This window comes from Pseudoalteromonas sp. NH0006-26, assembly GCF_057552415.1.
The window spans coordinates 60,417-76,713 of the sequence record NZ_BAAJMJ010000012.1; the positions used below are offsets into that span (position 1 = coordinate 60,417).

The window sequence follows — 16,297 nt, forward strand, 5'->3', positions numbered from 1 at the left end:
CGCATTGTAGTGCTGGCTAGGTTTTAAACAAGTCTCGCGTTTACTTTAGTTTTCCTTGATGGCAACTTGAGTATACAAAAACCGTTGCCTTAACTTCACAGCTTCATTATTCTTTAATTGCAATGCAAATGATAACTGTTATCATGCGTATATCAGTAAGTTAACGTACAAGTTTAAGTAATGAGAAAAACACTATTTAAAGTTCATAGTTGGTTGGCGCTAATTGCCATTATTCCGTTAATTGTTATTAGTATTACCGGCAGTGTTTTAGTGTTTAAAAGTGAAATTGATGGCTTACTGATGCCCGATAAACACTTTGTGGTACAGCAGCAAGCCGCACGTTTACCTATGGATTCATTAATTGATAAAGCCGAAGCAGCCTTTCCTAAATATGTAGTAGGAAGCTGGGAGCTTTTTAATAACAGCACCGCTGACCGACTTTATTTGGTTAAGCGTGGAACTGACGATTGGTTTAAGTTGCATTTAGACCAATACACCGGAGAGGTTTTATCAGAACCAGTTAGCACAACTCATTATTTTACCGACTGGTTTTTAGAACTCCATTACACCTTTTTACTTAACGACTTAAAAAGCTTACCTGGGCAAACAGGTACCGTATTAGGCTTCTTTTTTGCTCTATTTTTATTAACCTTAGGTATTACTGGCTTAATTATTTACCGTAAGTTTTGGCAGCGACTATTTAGCGTACGCTGGCGCGCAACTTTACAAATAGTACTTAGCGATATCCATAAAATGACTGGGGTATTAGGCTCACCTATCCTTATCGTTTTAGCGATTACCGGTGGCTATTTTAATGGCGCTGTGTGGTATCACGAAGTAATAGAACACGCAGAAGAAGAGCACTACACTATTACAAATAAATTATATAGTGACGACATCTCTTTTGAGCGCATTCTTAATGATAGCAAGCTGCAAATACCCAGTTTTAATACAACTTTTTTAGTTTTCCCGCGAGAGCCTGATGAAAATATTACTCTTTACGGCGAAGTAAATACCAGTAACCCACTTACCAGTGAATACGCCAATACCATAACCTACAATAAGCAAACAGGTGAACACATGGCTAATTGGGATATTCGAGAGGCTGGTGCGGGTTGGCAAGTAATAGATAGCTTCAGAAAACTACACTTTGGTTATTTTGCTGGGCTTATCAGTAAAATACTATGGTGTATTGTTGGCCTTAGTCCTGTATGGCTGGCTGGTACAGGCTTGTATTTGTGGTTTACCCGCCGCAAACGTAAAAAGCACTCACAAAAAAATCGCTTAACTCAACGACGAAACGCGAATGCTTGATAAACAAACCACTTCAGTATAATGTTAATTCAAACAATGGAGTGGTTTATGAAAATAAAAACAATCTTGATAGTCATAGGTTTTTTATCAGTAGCAGGATGCTCAAGCACAAGAGCACCTCAAGAGCAGCCTCAACTAAAACTTACCTCTTTGCTAAACCATAGCTTATTTAAAACACAAGAGACTGTCTCTAAGGATGAGCTTTTTAAGCTTCCTGAAGCTGAAAAATCAAAGTTTTTAGCTTTCGTTGCAAAGCAGCAAGCATCCAAAATGCGCATGGATATCATTGTTTATAACTACCTAGAAAATAAACTCTCTGATTTTAGTTATCATGGCGATACATTAACTTCGATGCAGGCGCTAGATCATGGGCATGGCAACTGTATAAGCTTAGCCGTATTAACACAAAGTTATGCTGCACTTTTAGATTTAGAAACAAGCTTTCAAGAAGTAACTAGTCAGCCTGTTTTCGCAAAAGAAGACAACCTAGTTTATGTAGCAAAACACTTTAGAACTAAAGTGTATGCCCCAGAAGAAAATGACACTAAAAAAGATCCAAATAAAATTTCATTTATCAAGCCAGGTTCATTAATTGACTATTTCCCAACCCGAGGAAGTATGTATTCAGGCAGTGCTGACATCAATGATTTAATTTCTAAGTTTTATAGTAACTTAGCTGCAGATGCATTAGCTGTAAAAGATTATGATTTAGCATATTCAAATATATTACAAGCCAATAAATACACACCTACAGATCCTGAGCTTTTTAACTTAGCTGCAGTATTACATAGGCGTACTGGCGACTCTCAAAGTGCTAAAAAGATATACAAGGCCGCGATAAATCAGCAGCTGATAAGTATTAATTTACTAACTAATTATCAATTTTTAGCAAAAAAGATGGGAGATAAAAAGCTAGAAGAGCAATTAGATGCAAAGCTTTTTTTTAAAGAAAAAGACCCATATGAGCTATTAACACTGGCTAAAAACGACTTACAAACAGGTCGACTTTACAAAGCTAAAAGGCATATCGTTCAAGCTATAACAAAAGCACCTTATATTGCTGAGTTATACCTAGAGCTAGCTAAGATTCGCCATCAGCAAGGGCACTATCAACAAACTAAAGCACTGCTTAAAAAAGCAATGGAGCTAGAAAAAGACACGCAAAAATTAAATGTATATCAAGCTAAGTTACTATCTATGAAAACAAGAAAGTAACTTAGCTAAATAAGCTTTTAAAGCGAATAATAAAAGCTTAACCACGCGCGCATTTCATCTTCAAAACTGTCGCCTTCAACACGCGACAGCCCAGCATTAAAAGTTAGGTCGTTTACGCCTGCAGGCCCCATCCCAAAGCTAAAATCACCTTGGTATTTTAAGCCATAACTTTGTGCATAAACACTACTGTCTAATTGATGTTGCTTGTAATAAAGCCAAGGCATGCCTTCTTTAAAGCTGATGCCACCACCATAACCTTGGTAACGCTCTGCAGTTGCACTGTAATAAGGCAGTTCAGCAGCAAGTACAAACTCGCTACTTTGTTGCTGATTAATCAAGTTAGAGCTAAACCCACCTAAAGCTAAATCACTATCGTCTCGCTGTTTTTGTTCAAAGCTCACAAACATGGGAATATTAAATGCTTTGCCAAATACTTTTGTTGCCAAGTCATAACCTTGCCAATGACGACTGTGATTCCGCCCATCATAAATACTGGCATAAATACTCTGCCCTATGGCAAATGCTTGGCGGTCGTGTTGCCATTGCTGACTAATACTCAACCGTGTCCAATTTTTATGGCCATTTTTATAATCTGTATAGTTATAAGCCAATTCTGGGATTAACTGTAATTGACCAAATTTCAATGGGTGGCTTATTGCAGCAAAGCCACCTCGGGCGTCAATATCGACGTTTAAGCTAGGTTGATATTGATGTGATGTATCCAAATTATAATCAAATAGCGCAAGCTTAAACTTTGTATTCAGCGCATTGTATTTTGCTTGTACAAAGCCTCCATGTAATGCACCGTCATGCAAATCAATATTATAACCCGCTTGTAAATCAAGTTGCTTTAATAGGTCGCTGCTTTTTATACCTACGCTTAGCAAACTGGTTGACGCTGAATAATACTGTGATCCCAAGGCAAACGTCGCTTGCTGATCAAGTACTGCGTAATCGCTTTGCTCTGCTATCTCATCGGTATATATTTTTGCCGGTGGCAGAGTGTGCTTATTTACCATCAACAATGGAGCTTCACTGGTTACAGCGAGATCCGTCACGGCTGCGCGATTTTTTGCTATTGTTAGCGTTTTCACATCAGGGCCATCGGCATTAGTGGAAAAATAAAGTAGTGAGCCATCTTCTGTTTCAATCGGATATGCGAGCGCTTCTTGCCCGTTAGTTAAGCGGGTGAGGGTGTTCTTTTTTATATGGTAATTATAAATATCAGTCTTATTATTTAAGCCAGCAACAAAATAGATAGACTCCCCATTTTGACTAAAACTCGGCTGGCTTAAATATTGATACCCATTAGGCATTGGGACTGACTGTCTAGTATCACCGCCCAAATCTTGTATATACAACTGCCAATTTTCGTTTAATGACGCTGATAAATAAGCTAATTTTGTTTCATCGGGGCTTAGGGTCGGGTAATCGTACGTCGTTTTTAAGCTCTTGGTAAAAAGTGGCGTGATTGCTTGTGTATTAAGATCGACTTTTACTAATTCAGAATACCCAGCTCTTATTTGCTCACCGTAAAGTGTTTCACCATTGCGGGTAACACTAAAACGACGAATACCAGCCAGTTCAGTGAGTTGTTCGACGTTGCCAGTATCTATGTTATAGCTAAAAATGTCAGACACTTTGTTATAAGTCCCCGACTCCTCACTACTGTAGGCATTAAAATAAAGAGTGTTATTGCCTACCCACTGCGGATTGGCAATACCTGCGCGATTTATTTGATTTAATATTTGTTTTTGTTCGCGCTTAAATACACTTGGCGCAGTATCAGGAATATCCTTAGCATCATCTTCAAGTAATTGCTTTTGTGCTTTAGTAAATTGCTGTTGCGCTTTAGTGTTGTCTTCAGTGCTATAAATTATGAGCTTGGTATTACTTTTTTTATCACGCTCCACTATGGCAATTTTGCTGCCATCACCAGAAAGAGCGGGGTTGCTAGCGTATAAATCAAGCTTTAACCAAAGCTTGCTATTAAGTGGTGACTCGATTTGCTCTTGTTGCATTGCTTTGTAAGTGAACTCAGCAATAAATCGACGATATAGCTTGGCAGCGCTTTGCCCGAATACACCAGAAAATGCGTCGTCAAAATCTCGAGACTTAACCGCCCGCATACGGACCCATACATTATCGACCAGCTGCTCTGAGTAATTTTGCTCTAGCCAGTATAAAAAACGACTTCCCATTAAATACGCCATGGAGCCCGCCATAAAGCCTTCATCACTATTTAGTTGCCCATAGGTCGGAAGCGCTCCTTGCTGAGCAAACTCCCTGAGTATTGCCTCAGAATAGTTATCAAAGAGTCGCCCTCGACCCGTCATTTTAGACTCAATTAAGGTGGCGTATCCTTCAGCTACCCAGCGCGGTGTATCGCCATAGGTTAAATCGTAAAGATCCCATACCCCTCTAATTTTTTGTTGCCACTCACTGCGGGTTGGCTGCGCTAAATGCACTAAGTGAATGTACTCATGCAATATTAGTAATTGCTGCCAGCCCGATGAGTTTGAGATTACCGTATCCGATTGTGGTGGCGTAGTAAAAAGCGCCATAACAGGATTATTAGAGGTTGGTAAGGCAAAGCCATTAGCTGCATTTAGAGGGTCAAATACCACCACATCGACAATTTTATCAAGCGCACGGTTTTGTTGCTCAAGCACTTTAGTACGAACAATCTCCAGCTCTACTGCGGTCGATTTAGCAAAATCAATATGCTCACTACTAAAGTGTACATTGAAATGCTCGGTATGAATGGTTTGCCAATTAGCAGCGAAGCTTGGTGAGGCAAGTAATAAAGCGGATGCCAGCAGTGTCTGTTTCATAAAATTCCCTAAAATAATTCCTTAATACACCTAGGTTATTATTAAAAGGAAAAAACGGGCAGTAAAAAAGTGTAATAAAGCATGTGCAAATGTGTATTTACACCTGCTTTATTATTTAACCTGAACGCTAATTATTTACAACGGAGGAAATCACATCCAACTACGGGAGTCTGACTCAGCCTGCATAAGCGTAAAATCAATAATAAAGTCAGCATCTTGCTGTTTTAAATACGGAACATACGCGCCACCTGCAGCAAGTTGTATATACAGGCTTTTTAAGCCAGAGCGACGCATAAAAAAGGTACTCACACTGCGAGCGCTCTGTGCTTTGTACAGCTCAAATACCCGGTAATGTACGCCAATCATACCTTTGCGTACCACCATATAAAAACGCCCATCTTGTTGATGAAGATAATACCCATAACGTTTATAAGACAAAAATACTAACGTAGCTAATACCAAAAATAACGCTAACGGAATTAATACATTAAGTTGCATAAAGCTAATTAAAAACCCAGAAGCAACACTCGGTAGCAAGGCATAAAACACCATATTTTTATATAGCAACGCCCTTTCTACCGCCTTGAATGCCAGCTTTTTACTGTCAAACCATGGGTAAATCCACTGACACACATTATCAACTTGCTCCTGCGTGAGCACAGGTAACACTAAAGTTTGTTTATTCTTTTTCGCCATACTTGCAGCACCGCCGCTGCTGGCTTGCAAACACTCAACAGTAAAACGTTTCAATAGCCTAGCAACTAGGTTTTGCTTAATAACAATCGATTGTACTTTATCTAAACTAATTGATAGTTGATGGCGTTCTAACAGCCCTGCAATACGTTTAAATTTTTTATTTTTAAAATAAAGCTGATAATTATAAAACCGAATGAGCGACATAGTTACCGATAAAAACACCGCTATAAATACCAATATAAAAATCAAAGTAATTACTGCAAATACCGCTGCATTAGCCATCATACCCAGCTCTTGCTGATAAAAACCCTCTATTTTTGTTATAAACTGCTGCTCTAAAAAATCGATAGCCACATTCATAAAAGGGGCAATAGCGGCAAGCGCTAAAATGGCCATGTTCGACATTAAACCAAACTTAGCTATTTCTTTATTTGAAATGAATAAACTATTTTCGCCCTGCTCTTCAATATGAGACTGCGCTGTGTCAGCTACTTCTGCTGATGGTTGCTGCTGTGCTTTGTAGTCAAATACTTGTTTGCGCATTTGCTGGGCATAACCGCTGGTTACTCCCGGCAATACCGCTTCTTGGGCAACACTGCCGGCAGCATCAAAAATGCAATTAACTAAACCTACTGGAGTAAAATAAAAGGGCTCAGCTATGTTTACATTTTGCACCCTAGAAAACTTTAAGGTGAGTCGCTCTTTTTTAAATACACCTTTATTTAGTAAAATTTCATGCTCGTCAGTAATACAAAAACGAAAACTACGGTAATACAAAAAACAATAAGCAAGCAATGAAGTCAAAGCAATCGCGAGCGCAACTTGCCCCCAAAATAGTTTATTTTCTACCTGAGTAACAAATACCACTAACACAGGCAGTAAATTAAATAAGCCGTCTTTGACAAACCGCACACTAAAATGCATCACAAAATAAGCCAGTGCCCAGGGCGAGACTTTTTGCCAATTAAGTGAAGGTGGCGTCATTTGCGTAGCATCAACACTCACTGGCAGCAACCTCACTCGTGGTTTCATCGTGGCGATAGCTTTGTACAAACTGACGGATATTTTTGCACTTTTCGTGGTTCAGACCGCTAATTTGTAAATCAGCACTCATCCCCCCTGCGCTGTAAAGCCTTAAACTGGCTAAACCCAGTTTTCGCTCTATTGGCCCACGATGTATTTCAATATGCTGCACTCGTGCTAACGGTAAAATAGTTACCTGCTGCCAAATAATACCCTTTTTAAATGCTATATCGTGGGTACGCAATGCACTGCCTTGTAATTTAATACTGAACACGCTGTATAACATACAAAGTAAAATTAATAGCGGAACAGCAACCAATAAGTAACCTTGCGCCATGGCAGCAAAATCTGTATTAAAATAACAAACAACTGCTAGCACTAAGCAAAAAGGAATGAAAAATAACAACCAATTCAATTGTGCATGCAATAACGCTTTATCGGCAAGCGGCTCAAACACTATGCTTTTATGTTGCGGTAGATCGGTTATTTGTTGATTAGTAAACACACTTTGCTCCATTGGACTTAGCCAAGCCACTTTATTGTTGTCACTAAGGTATGACTTTGTTTAGGCTCAAGCGTAACCGCATCTTCAAGCACATTCGCTGCTTCTAGGCATAACATGCTTTTATAATCATCATCGGCAAAATTTGATAGCCGCTTTGATTTTTCAATCCATGGATTCCATAGTACGCACGACTGCGAGTTTTCTCTGCTAACACTGATCATCCCCTGAGGAGTATCAATTGTTTGAACCGCTGCGGCTTGGGTATAAACCATATCGGTTTCACGGGAAAAGTCGACCACGTCATGTTGCTGATGAGGCCCTTGACCAAATTCTATATATTGCGCTCCTTGCAGCCCTGCCACTCGGGTATTATTAATATCTTCTGTTGGAAAGTAAGTATGCAGTGCTTGTGTATAACTAAATGGTACATTGCCTAAGTTACAGGTGGTTAAACGCACCTCTAATTGCTCTGATAAAATAAACTCAACCCGTAATGATGACTGATGCGGCCAAAAAGTAGAATCTACCTGCTTCATTGGTAATTTAAGGCTAACAGTAACCTCGCTGTCGGTTTCATGCACTTCATCGGCTTGCCATACATGCGTACGGGCAAAGCCATGCGCTGGAAAATCCGTATTTTCATGTTGACCAAACCAAGGCCAGCAAATAGGAATGCCACCACGAATACTTTTCCCTTCGCTAAAGGTTTCATCCCCAGACATCCATAATAAAGGCAATTTGCCTTTGGGTGTAAACTCAGTTATTTGCCCACCTTGTAAAAATACTTTCGCCTCACATTGGCGACTATTAATACTAATAAACTCTAAACCGCTATGTGTACGCTCAATACATACTGAGGGTGATAATTGCATTTTATTTCCTTTAACACTGAGACTAATTTTTTGTACTTAACCTGAGTTCAGGTTACTTGTACACAAACAATAATGCATGCTTAAAGCATAAGCTACATAGAATAGTTATTTAAATTGAGTTAGTTACTATATTTTTATGCCACATTAACGGCCAAATTACGACTAAAGTTTTATACCTGTGGCTTGCGTATCGCTTTCAACCTACGTAAGGTGCGCAACCTTAGCAAACAGAATGTTATGAACATTTAATAAAATAAAGATAATAAATACCATTTTAATTACTGCTCAAATTAATAAAAACCAATAAAAACTAATAACAGCGGGTTAAAATAACATATATCATTTGAATTCAATTTATTTGATGTGTAACATTTCATGATTACGGCAAATGATTCGCCTTCCATGAGACAAGCAAATGCAAAAATATGACGAATTACTAGTTTCTTTACGTAAGGTGATCCGTGCGATTGACTTACATTCAAAGCAACTTAATAAAACAGCGGGTTTAACAGGACCACAACTGCTTATTATGCAGGAAGTGTCTCAAACTGATGGTATTACCGCCAGCCGTATTGCGCAAAACGTTAACTTAAGCCCAGCAACGGTTACTAATATTCTTGACCGAATCGAGAGTAAAAACTTAGTAACACGTGTTCGCAGTCAAATGGATAAGCGCCGAGTCAGCTTATACCTTACCGAACAAGGTAAAGAACTACTCGAAAAAGCACCACAGCCATTACAAGAGCATTTTATCGAAAAATTTTCAGCACTTGCTGAATGGGAACAGAGTTTACTCCTTTCATCAATGCAGCGTATTGCCGCAATGATGGATGCAGATAAGCTAGACGCCTCCCCGCTTTTAGAAGTAGGCGCACTGTTTCAAACTCCTAAAGAATAAAACGCAGTATAAAAACAATAAACTAAATTAGCCTGCCATTTTCCCCTTTTTCCACACTAATAGGTGCATTTTTGCGCCTTTATTTTTTTAATCACAATCAAAACGGCTATTATGACTAAACTCTCAAAACTAACACTCGCCTTAATTTTAGGTGGTGTTGCTAGTAATTCTTATGCATCAAATCTTCAACCTCTCCAAAGCCAATTAACGCAGTTAAAGCAACAAGTAGAAAAACTTGAAAGCAAACTCACTGAAAAAAAAGCTCAGCAACTAACTGATGAAGCTGCAAAGCCTGAACAGCAATCATCAGGAATAAAGATAGGGGGTGCCATTCGCGCTAACTACGGCATTAACTCTTACGATGATGACAATGAAGATCGCGGTGGCGACTTTGATTTTGATATTTTCCGTTTAAATGTCTCTGGTGAAATTAATGATATTTCAGTCAATGGTGAAGTACGTTTTTACGATTACATGACAGTAGTGAAATACGCTTACTTAGGGTATGAATTTATTGATGGCTGGGAAGGTCAAGCTGGTATAACCGCCGTACCGTTTGGTAATGGCCCTTACAATTCTCACAGCTACTTTTTTAGCACTAACTACTATGTTGGCCTAGAAGATGACTTTGATTTAGGGGTAGTTGCTAAACGTAAGCTTAAAGACAACTGGACACTTGATCTTGGCTTTTTTAAAAATGATGAACTTGGCGGAGTTGATGGCTCATCATCAGATAAAAACCACCGTTACTCTTACGATATTATTGGCAGTCGCCCTGCAGATGAAGGTACCTATGCCGAGCCTGCAAAGCAACTTGGTGAATACAACACCTTTGCCGGTCGCGCCACTTACCAGCTTATGCACAGTAAAAATATAACCACAGATTTAGGTTTATCGTTACTCAGCGGCGGACTACATGATGGTGAAGACCGCGCGGGTAATTACAGTGCATGGGCTGTTCATTTAAACAGCAACATCAATAACTGGAATATTCAATTTCAACACGGCGAATACGACTACGACTTAGATGATGGCAGCAACCGCTTTGCAGTGGGTGCCTACAATTACTTCGATAGCGTGTCGAGCCAAGCTACAATGACCAACTTTAATGTTGCCTATGACTACGCACTAGAGTGGGGTCCAGTTACCAATCTACAGTTTTATAACGACTATGGGATCATCTACAACAAATCAGATAACAGCGCCAACACTTGGATGAATGTAACCGGTATGAGCATTACTGCTGGGGGGTTCTTTAGTTATGTTGATTTTGTACAAGCCCGCAATCAACCCTTTATTGGCGGTACCATTATTGGTGATGGCGATACCGAGCGCCGCTTTAATATTAATTTAGGCTATTACTTTTAATAGGTAATACAACCAGGAAATACTTTTCCTTTGCTAACCCTAAATGGCTTAGTTGATAACATGCAACTAAGCCACTTTTTCTTCATTTTATCTTGAAATTAGCTTACCCTTTTACCGTTTAATTTATTAAAAAAGAGCTGGCGTGAACATAAAAAACGTTTTTATTTATTATAAAAATATCGGCTTTAAATTACTGGGGTTGCTGTGTGTATTACTCGGTATTATTGGTGTTGCCCTGCCCGTTATGCCAACCACACCGTTTTTAATTTTAGCCTTAGCGTGTTTTGCACGCTCATCTAGCGCGCTTGAATCTTGGCTATTAAACCACCCTCGCTTTGGTACAACATTACAACATTGGCGCGCCCATCAAGTAGTTCCTGTAAAGGCAAAATATGCTGCGGGTTTAGGTATGCTAATAGGCTTTATATTTTTATTATCCAGCAGCCCTCCTTCTTGGGTTATTGCCTTAGTTGCTGTTGTTGAAGTACTGGTTTTAACTTACTTAATTTCTAAGCCCTCAGCTCCTCCTAAAAAATAAAGTGTAAAGTTTGGTAAATAAATTTGTAACAGCTAATGCAAATCATTATCATCCGTAAAAATTAATTAAATCTGCACCTTTTATGCCCTTTGTTAATAAACGCGCTTTATATAGTACGAGTCGTGCTTTGCATATCTATATTTCTACCGCTTTGTTTTTTTTACTTATTCTATTTTGCGTAAGCGGCATAGTGCTAAACCATGTTGACTGGTTAAAAAACGATAAAAACAACGGCCAAATTACCGCAGCAATTCCAGCTGAACTACTTGCAAAAGCACAAACAGAATTAAACACCCTACCTGCTATTTATCCCCAAATAGAAGCTTACCTCGCCAAGCAGTATGGGCTGAATAAAGTAAAAAGCATTGAGTGGGAAAAGCAAGATTCACTGGTCATGCTCGACTACCCATTACCTGCAGGCTACGCCTACGCAGAGTTTGATTTTATTAGTGGCGAACTGTTACTCGATTATCAAACCGGGGGATTTTTAAGTGTAATTGGCGATTTACATAAAGGTCGTTACAGCGGTGATGTATGGAGCTGGGTTATTGATATATCTGCAGTGCTGATGATCCTATTTGCCATCACCGGCATGATTATTTTATTTCAAAACAGAAAAAAACGCTTAGCAGGAATATGGATAACCGCCTTAGGTGTAGCAACACCTATCGTTATTTACCTGTGTTGGGTGCCACAAATAAAAGGAGTGTCTTAATGTTTAAAATTAAACCATGGCTAAGCATCATGCTGTTAGTCGCCGCACTATTTCAAATTAATGCTCATGCACAATCGCCAAGGTTAGACGTTGAATTAACCCTTACCGATTTAAACGTGCAACCCTACCACCGACCTTATGTTGCTGTATGGCTGGAAACGCCAGAGCGTAAACACGTCACAACATTAGCGCTTTGGGTACAAAAAGCGGAATGGTTTAAAGACCTACGTCAATGGTGGCGCAAAGCCGGTAAAAGTAATGCTCAGTTTGATGGTGTCAGCAGCGCAACCAAACGTGCCGGCACATACACAATTAGCTGGGATGGCAAGGATCTAAACGGTAACCCCGTAACACCCGGCAAGTATCTACTTAATGTTGAAGTTGTTCGCGAAGAAGGTGGGCGTGATTACAGCCGCATTGAGCTTGATTTAACCCAATCAGAGAAAATAACTATTGATGGTAAAAACGAATTTTCAACCAGCTTTGTCACTGTAAGCGCTAGGTAGTACCTACTTATCATTCAAATTTAAAGGAAAAATAATGAACGTTAATTTATTAAAAACAGCACTCATTGGCGCACTGAGTTTATCAGCGCTGGTATCAACAACCGCAAGTGCACATGGCCGCTGGTTACTACCTTCGCATACCTCGCTATCAGGCGATAAAGCGCATTATGTTATGATTGATGCGAGTATTTCTAACGAAATTTTTGCACCTGATAAAGCATTTAGTCCAAGCATAAAAGGCGCAGAGTACGACGATTCATTATTAATGGCGCTAGCCCCAAATGGCGAGCAAGTTACCGACACCATTCGTGCCTATTACCTTCAACGCAAAAGCTCTGCTGCAGTAAAACTTCAGCAACAAGGCACCTATCATATTGCGATGACGCAAAAGCCTATGTACATGACATTTTACAAAAATGCAGCAGGCGAGCGAAGCCGCGTATTCGCCAAAAAAGATGATGCCAACTTACCTAAAGACGCCAGCGATATCACCACAATTAAAACCATCTCTACTGTTGATACCTTTGTTAGCCATAATGGCACGTCTAAACCGGCACTATTAGGTCAAGGCTTAGAGCTAAGCGGCCCAACCCATCCAAACGATTTATTTGTTGGTGAGCAAGCGCGCTTTCAACTACTAAGCGATGGCAAGCCGGTTGGCGAAGGGATTGAAATAAGTATTTTAAAAGGTGATACACGCTATCGTAATACTCGCGGTGAGATTAAAGTAACAACAGATAAAGACGGGTTTTTCACCAGCACTTGGCAACAGCCTGGTTTATACCTAATCGAAACGTCTCAAAAAGTAACCGTCAATGAAGCTGGCGTAGACGTAGGTCGCTATGCACTATTTACAACCCTCGAAGTAGCACCTGAGTAACTTTTTAATTCCCTACAGGCCACATTAATAGTTTGGCCTGTAGCTTCTTTATAATTAAACCCCTTTAGCAAAGCTTTAAACCAAGTTAGCCACTTTCACTGCCTATATAAGCATAATCCTATATTTTAGCCTCCTTTTTTGTTCCTATTTCAATCTGTTATTCCGATCACTTATTTTTATAAAAATAGTTGAATAACATAGTCAATTTAGATCTTTGCGATGCACTAGTCGCTTCTATATGATGCGCCCTTTTCAAAATCTTCAAGGCACGCTTAATGACTTTTCAGCATTTATCAGCTAATAAAAAATTAGCACTTAGCTTGGCTATTACCACCGCACTTAGCGCCTCTTTTTCAGCTGCTAATGCGGCTGAGCAAACTAACCAAGTGGAAGAAAATATCGAAGTAATTTCAGTAACAGGCACACGCCGCAGTTTGCGCAGTATTGCGCAAAGCACCGTGCCTGTAGATATTATTAGCAGCGACGATATGGCAAGCACCGGCCAACTTGAAATTAGCCAAGTGCTCGCTAACCAAGTACCAAGCTTTAACTACCCAAGTGCCACACTGTCTGATGGTACCGACCATGCTCGCCCAGCGGTTTTAAGAGGCCTTGCACCCGATCACACCCTAGTGCTCATTAATGGTAAACGTCGCCATTCTGGTGCGTTATTAAACTTAGGCGGTACAGTTGGTCGCGGCTCTACTGCGGTTGATTTAAACATGATCCCCACCTCTGCAATTAAGCGTGTTGAAGTACTACGTGATGGGGCTGCAGCCCAGTATGGCTCTGACGCTATTGCGGGTGTAATCAATATTGTTTTAAAAGATGCCACCGAAGGCGGCAGTGTTAGCGTAACTTATGGCCAATACGACAGCCAAATGGCCGGTGCGCCACAATTAAATAGCACTTATGCGGATGATAATGGTAACCTTGCCTTTAATTTAGGCGACGATCGTCACGTTAACGACGGTAATACCCGCACAATTAGCGCAAACTCTGGTTTTTCACTGGCAGACAATGGCTTTTTAAACGTCTCGATTGAATACCGTGATAACGACTCAACCCAACGCTCTGGCTTTGACCCTCGAGAACAATACAGCCGCCTTGATGATGGCAGCCTAGACCCACGCGAATTTACAATTGATCGCTATAATCACCGTTTTGGAAAAGCAGCGCTGGAAGACTACGCTTTGTTTTACAATATGGGATACGACTTAGAGAATGGCTTTAATGTTTATTCGTTTGGTAGCTATTCTGAGCGTGAAGGTAACTCAGGCGGATTTTACCGCCGCGCAAAAGACAGCCGCAATGTTTTAGAGCTCTACCCCAATGGCTTTTTGCCGCAAATTGCCACTGACGTAAAAGATTACTCGCTGGCACTTGGTTTACAAGGCAATAGTGGCGATTGGGCGTGGGATGTAAGTACTAACTATGGTCGAAATAACTTTGGCTTAGGGGTTGTAAATAGCCTAAATACTTCGTTAGGTACTAATAGCCAAACTGAATTTGATAACGGCGCCATGATTTACGATCAATTTTTAGTTAACTTTGATGCCAATACTAGCGTTGATTTTGGTCTACCCGATGATGTGTTTTTCACTATTGGTGCTGAATACCGCCGTGAAAGCTATAAAATAGAGCAAGGCGAGGAAGCCTCTTATATTACTGCGCTTGATAACAACGGTAACCCAATTGCTGCTGGCGGTGCACAGGTGCTTCCTGGTTTTGGGCCGCAAAGCGCAACCAATGAAAGTCGCCATAATGTCGCTGTATTTGCTGAATTTGATACTTATTTAACTGACAAATGGAATGTGGTTTTAGCCAGTCGTTATGAAGATTACAGCGATTTTGGTAACACATTTACTTCAAAATTAGCCACGCGTTACAGTATTAACGACAACCTATCATTACGTGGTGCTGCCAGTACTGGGTTTCGTGCGCCGTCACTTGCACAAAGCTCGTACCGTCAAATATCGACTATTCTCGAAAATAACCAGCCTTTTGAAGTTGGCCTATTTCCAAGCTCTGCACCTGCAGCGCAAGCGTTAGGTGCAAAGCAGCTCGATGCCGAAGACTCGGTTAACGTTACCGCTGGATTTGTTTACACCCAAGGTAACTTTAGCTTAACGGTTGATGCGTACCGCATTGATATTGATGACCGGATTGTACTCTCTGAAAACTTAAGCGGTGACGCTGTACAGCAAATTCTCGCCAATGCGGGCGAACTAAATACCGAAAGCGTGCGTTACTTTACCAACGCCATCAATTCGCGCACGCAAGGTGTTGATATTGTGGCAACGTACACACTTGATTTAAATACATTGGGTGATGTGCGCTTAAATGCGGCGGCAAACATTAATGACACCGAAGTGACTCATGTAGATGCAAACCCAAGCGAGCTAAATTCTCTAGGCGATGACTATGTGGTATTTGCCCGTCGTGAAGTCGGTCGTTTTGAGCAAGGCACACCCGATAACAAGCTAAACCTATCAGCCGTTTGGAGCTTTAACCAATGGCAAACAACCTTGCGTGCAACTCGCTATGGGGAAGTGGCAGATATTTCAACCACCAGCGAGCGCGATGAATACCTAGACGCTAAATGGATTACTGATTTAGAAGTTGCCTATCGCCCTAACGATGCGTGGAAGTTTGCAGTAGGTGCGAATAACCTGTTTGATCAGTACCCACAAGCAACGGTAGATAACATTGGCTACTCTAACTTTGGCCAAATATTTCCATATACGCCTTATACACCCTACAGTTTAGATGGGCGTTTTTTATACGGTAACATTACTTACCGCTTTTAAGTAAAGCACCCATTAAAAATTGAGTAATTACAAAAGGATGCATCATGCATCCTTTTTTATTAACATTTAGTATTTTTAACCATATTTTGGCATTTTATCTTTTTAGCAATTATTGTCATTTCA

General features: G+C 40.3%; 13 protein-coding genes. 9 read left to right on the forward strand and 4 right to left on the reverse strand.

Features of this window, described 5'->3' with window-relative positions:
• The first annotated feature begins 180 nt into the window (after positions 1–180).
• Both AC27JR_RS15310 and AC27JR_RS15315 read left to right on the forward strand, forming a co-directional pair.
• Positions 181–1,314, forward strand: coding sequence for a PepSY-associated TM helix domain-containing protein (locus AC27JR_RS15310; protein ID WP_487174060.1), 1,134 nt, complete (start codon positions 181–183; stop codon positions 1,312–1,314).
• A 48-nt stretch (positions 1,315–1,362) separates the two neighbouring features.
• Positions 1,363–2,529, forward strand: coding sequence for a tetratricopeptide repeat protein (locus AC27JR_RS15315; RefSeq protein ID WP_008112844.1), 1,167 nt, complete (start codon positions 1,363–1,365; stop codon positions 2,527–2,529).
• 17 nt (positions 2,530–2,546) lie between these two features.
• On the opposite strand, the gene AC27JR_RS15320 is transcribed toward AC27JR_RS15315, so the two are convergent.
• From AC27JR_RS15320 to AC27JR_RS15335, 4 genes are all read right to left on the reverse strand, one after another.
• Positions 2,547–5,363: a TolB family protein gene (locus tag AC27JR_RS15320; protein ID WP_487174061.1), complete on the reverse strand. Its 2,817-nt coding sequence runs from the start codon at positions 5,361–5,363 to the stop codon at positions 2,547–2,549.
• A 150-nt stretch (positions 5,364–5,513) separates the two neighbouring features.
• Complete coding sequence (locus tag AC27JR_RS15325) at positions 5,514–7,043, reverse strand: PH domain-containing protein (protein ID WP_487174082.1); 1,530 nt, start codon at positions 7,041–7,043, stop codon at positions 5,514–5,516.
• A gap of 10 nt (positions 7,044–7,053) precedes the next feature.
• Complete coding sequence (locus tag AC27JR_RS15330) at positions 7,054–7,599, reverse strand: PH domain-containing protein (RefSeq protein ID WP_487174083.1); 546 nt, start codon at positions 7,597–7,599, stop codon at positions 7,054–7,056.
• 5 nt (positions 7,600–7,604) lie between these two features.
• Positions 7,605–8,459, reverse strand: coding sequence for a D-hexose-6-phosphate mutarotase (locus tag AC27JR_RS15335; RefSeq protein WP_487174062.1), 855 nt, complete (start codon positions 8,457–8,459; stop codon positions 7,605–7,607).
• Positions 8,460–8,874: 415 nt separating this feature from the next.
• Here AC27JR_RS15335 and AC27JR_RS15340 point away from each other — a divergent pair, with 415 nt between their 5' ends.
• The 7 genes from AC27JR_RS15340 (at position 8,875) to AC27JR_RS15370 (ending at position 16,174) form a co-directional block, all read left to right on the forward strand.
• Positions 8,875–9,357, forward strand: a complete 483-nt coding sequence (locus AC27JR_RS15340; protein WP_008112832.1) for a MarR family winged helix-turn-helix transcriptional regulator — start codon at positions 8,875–8,877, stop codon at positions 9,355–9,357.
• Between the two features lie 111 nt (positions 9,358–9,468).
• Positions 9,469–10,725 carry a carbohydrate porin gene (locus AC27JR_RS15345; protein ID WP_487174063.1) on the forward strand — a complete coding sequence of 419 codons (1,257 nt, stop codon included), beginning with the start codon at positions 9,469–9,471 and terminating at the stop codon, positions 10,723–10,725.
• Positions 10,726–10,867: 142 nt separating this feature from the next.
• The gene (locus AC27JR_RS15350; protein WP_487174064.1) at positions 10,868–11,263 is read left to right on the forward strand and encodes a YbaN family protein; all 396 of its coding nucleotides are present in this window, start codon (positions 10,868–10,870) and stop codon (positions 11,261–11,263) included.
• Positions 11,264–11,345: 82 nt separating this feature from the next.
• A complete protein-coding gene (locus AC27JR_RS15355) occupies positions 11,346–11,978 on the forward strand; it encodes a PepSY-associated TM helix domain-containing protein (protein WP_036985100.1) in 633 nt (210 codons plus the stop codon).
• Positions 11,978–12,484 carry a DUF2271 domain-containing protein gene (locus AC27JR_RS15360; protein ID WP_076919838.1) on the forward strand — a complete coding sequence of 169 codons (507 nt, stop codon included), beginning with the start codon at positions 11,978–11,980 and terminating at the stop codon, positions 12,482–12,484. Before AC27JR_RS15355 ends, AC27JR_RS15360 begins: the two co-directional genes overlap by 1 nt.
• 34 nt (positions 12,485–12,518) lie before the next feature.
• Positions 12,519–13,364, forward strand: coding sequence for a DUF4198 domain-containing protein (locus AC27JR_RS15365; RefSeq protein ID WP_487174065.1), 846 nt, complete (start codon positions 12,519–12,521; stop codon positions 13,362–13,364).
• A gap of 275 nt (positions 13,365–13,639) precedes the next feature.
• On the forward strand, positions 13,640–16,174 hold the full coding sequence (locus AC27JR_RS15370; RefSeq protein WP_487174066.1) for a TonB-dependent receptor plug domain-containing protein: 2,535 nt from the start codon (positions 13,640–13,642) through the stop codon (positions 16,172–16,174).
• Positions 16,175–16,297: the final 123 nt, after the last annotated feature.

Excerpts from the sequence above, each read along its gene's own strand:
- AC27JR_RS15310 (WP_487174060.1), top strand. The coding sequence starts at position 181 with ATGAGAAAAACACTATTTAAAGTTCATAGTTGGTTGGCGCTAATTGCC.
- AC27JR_RS15315 (WP_008112844.1), top strand. The coding sequence starts at position 1,363 with ATGAAAATAAAAACAATCTTGATAGTCATAGGTTTTTTATCAGTAGCA.
- AC27JR_RS15320 (WP_487174061.1), bottom strand. The coding sequence starts at position 5,363 with ATGAAACAGACACTGCTGGCATCCGCTTTATTACTTGCCTCACCAAGC.
- AC27JR_RS15325 (WP_487174082.1), bottom strand. The coding sequence starts at position 7,043 with ATGACGCCACCTTCACTTAATTGGCAAAAAGTCTCGCCCTGGGCACTG.
- AC27JR_RS15330 (WP_487174083.1), bottom strand. The coding sequence starts at position 7,599 with ATGGAGCAAAGTGTGTTTACTAATCAACAAATAACCGATCTACCGCAA.
- AC27JR_RS15335 (WP_487174062.1), bottom strand. The coding sequence starts at position 8,459 with ATGCAATTATCACCCTCAGTATGTATTGAGCGTACACATAGCGGTTTA.
- AC27JR_RS15340 (WP_008112832.1), top strand. The coding sequence starts at position 8,875 with ATGCAAAAATATGACGAATTACTAGTTTCTTTACGTAAGGTGATCCGT.
- AC27JR_RS15345 (WP_487174063.1), top strand. The coding sequence starts at position 9,469 with ATGACTAAACTCTCAAAACTAACACTCGCCTTAATTTTAGGTGGTGTT.
- AC27JR_RS15355 (WP_036985100.1), top strand. The coding sequence starts at position 11,346 with ATGCCCTTTGTTAATAAACGCGCTTTATATAGTACGAGTCGTGCTTTG.
- AC27JR_RS15360 (WP_076919838.1), top strand. The coding sequence starts at position 11,978 with ATGTTTAAAATTAAACCATGGCTAAGCATCATGCTGTTAGTCGCCGCA.
- AC27JR_RS15365 (WP_487174065.1), top strand. The coding sequence starts at position 12,519 with ATGAACGTTAATTTATTAAAAACAGCACTCATTGGCGCACTGAGTTTA.
- AC27JR_RS15370 (WP_487174066.1), top strand. The coding sequence starts at position 13,640 with ATGACTTTTCAGCATTTATCAGCTAATAAAAAATTAGCACTTAGCTTG.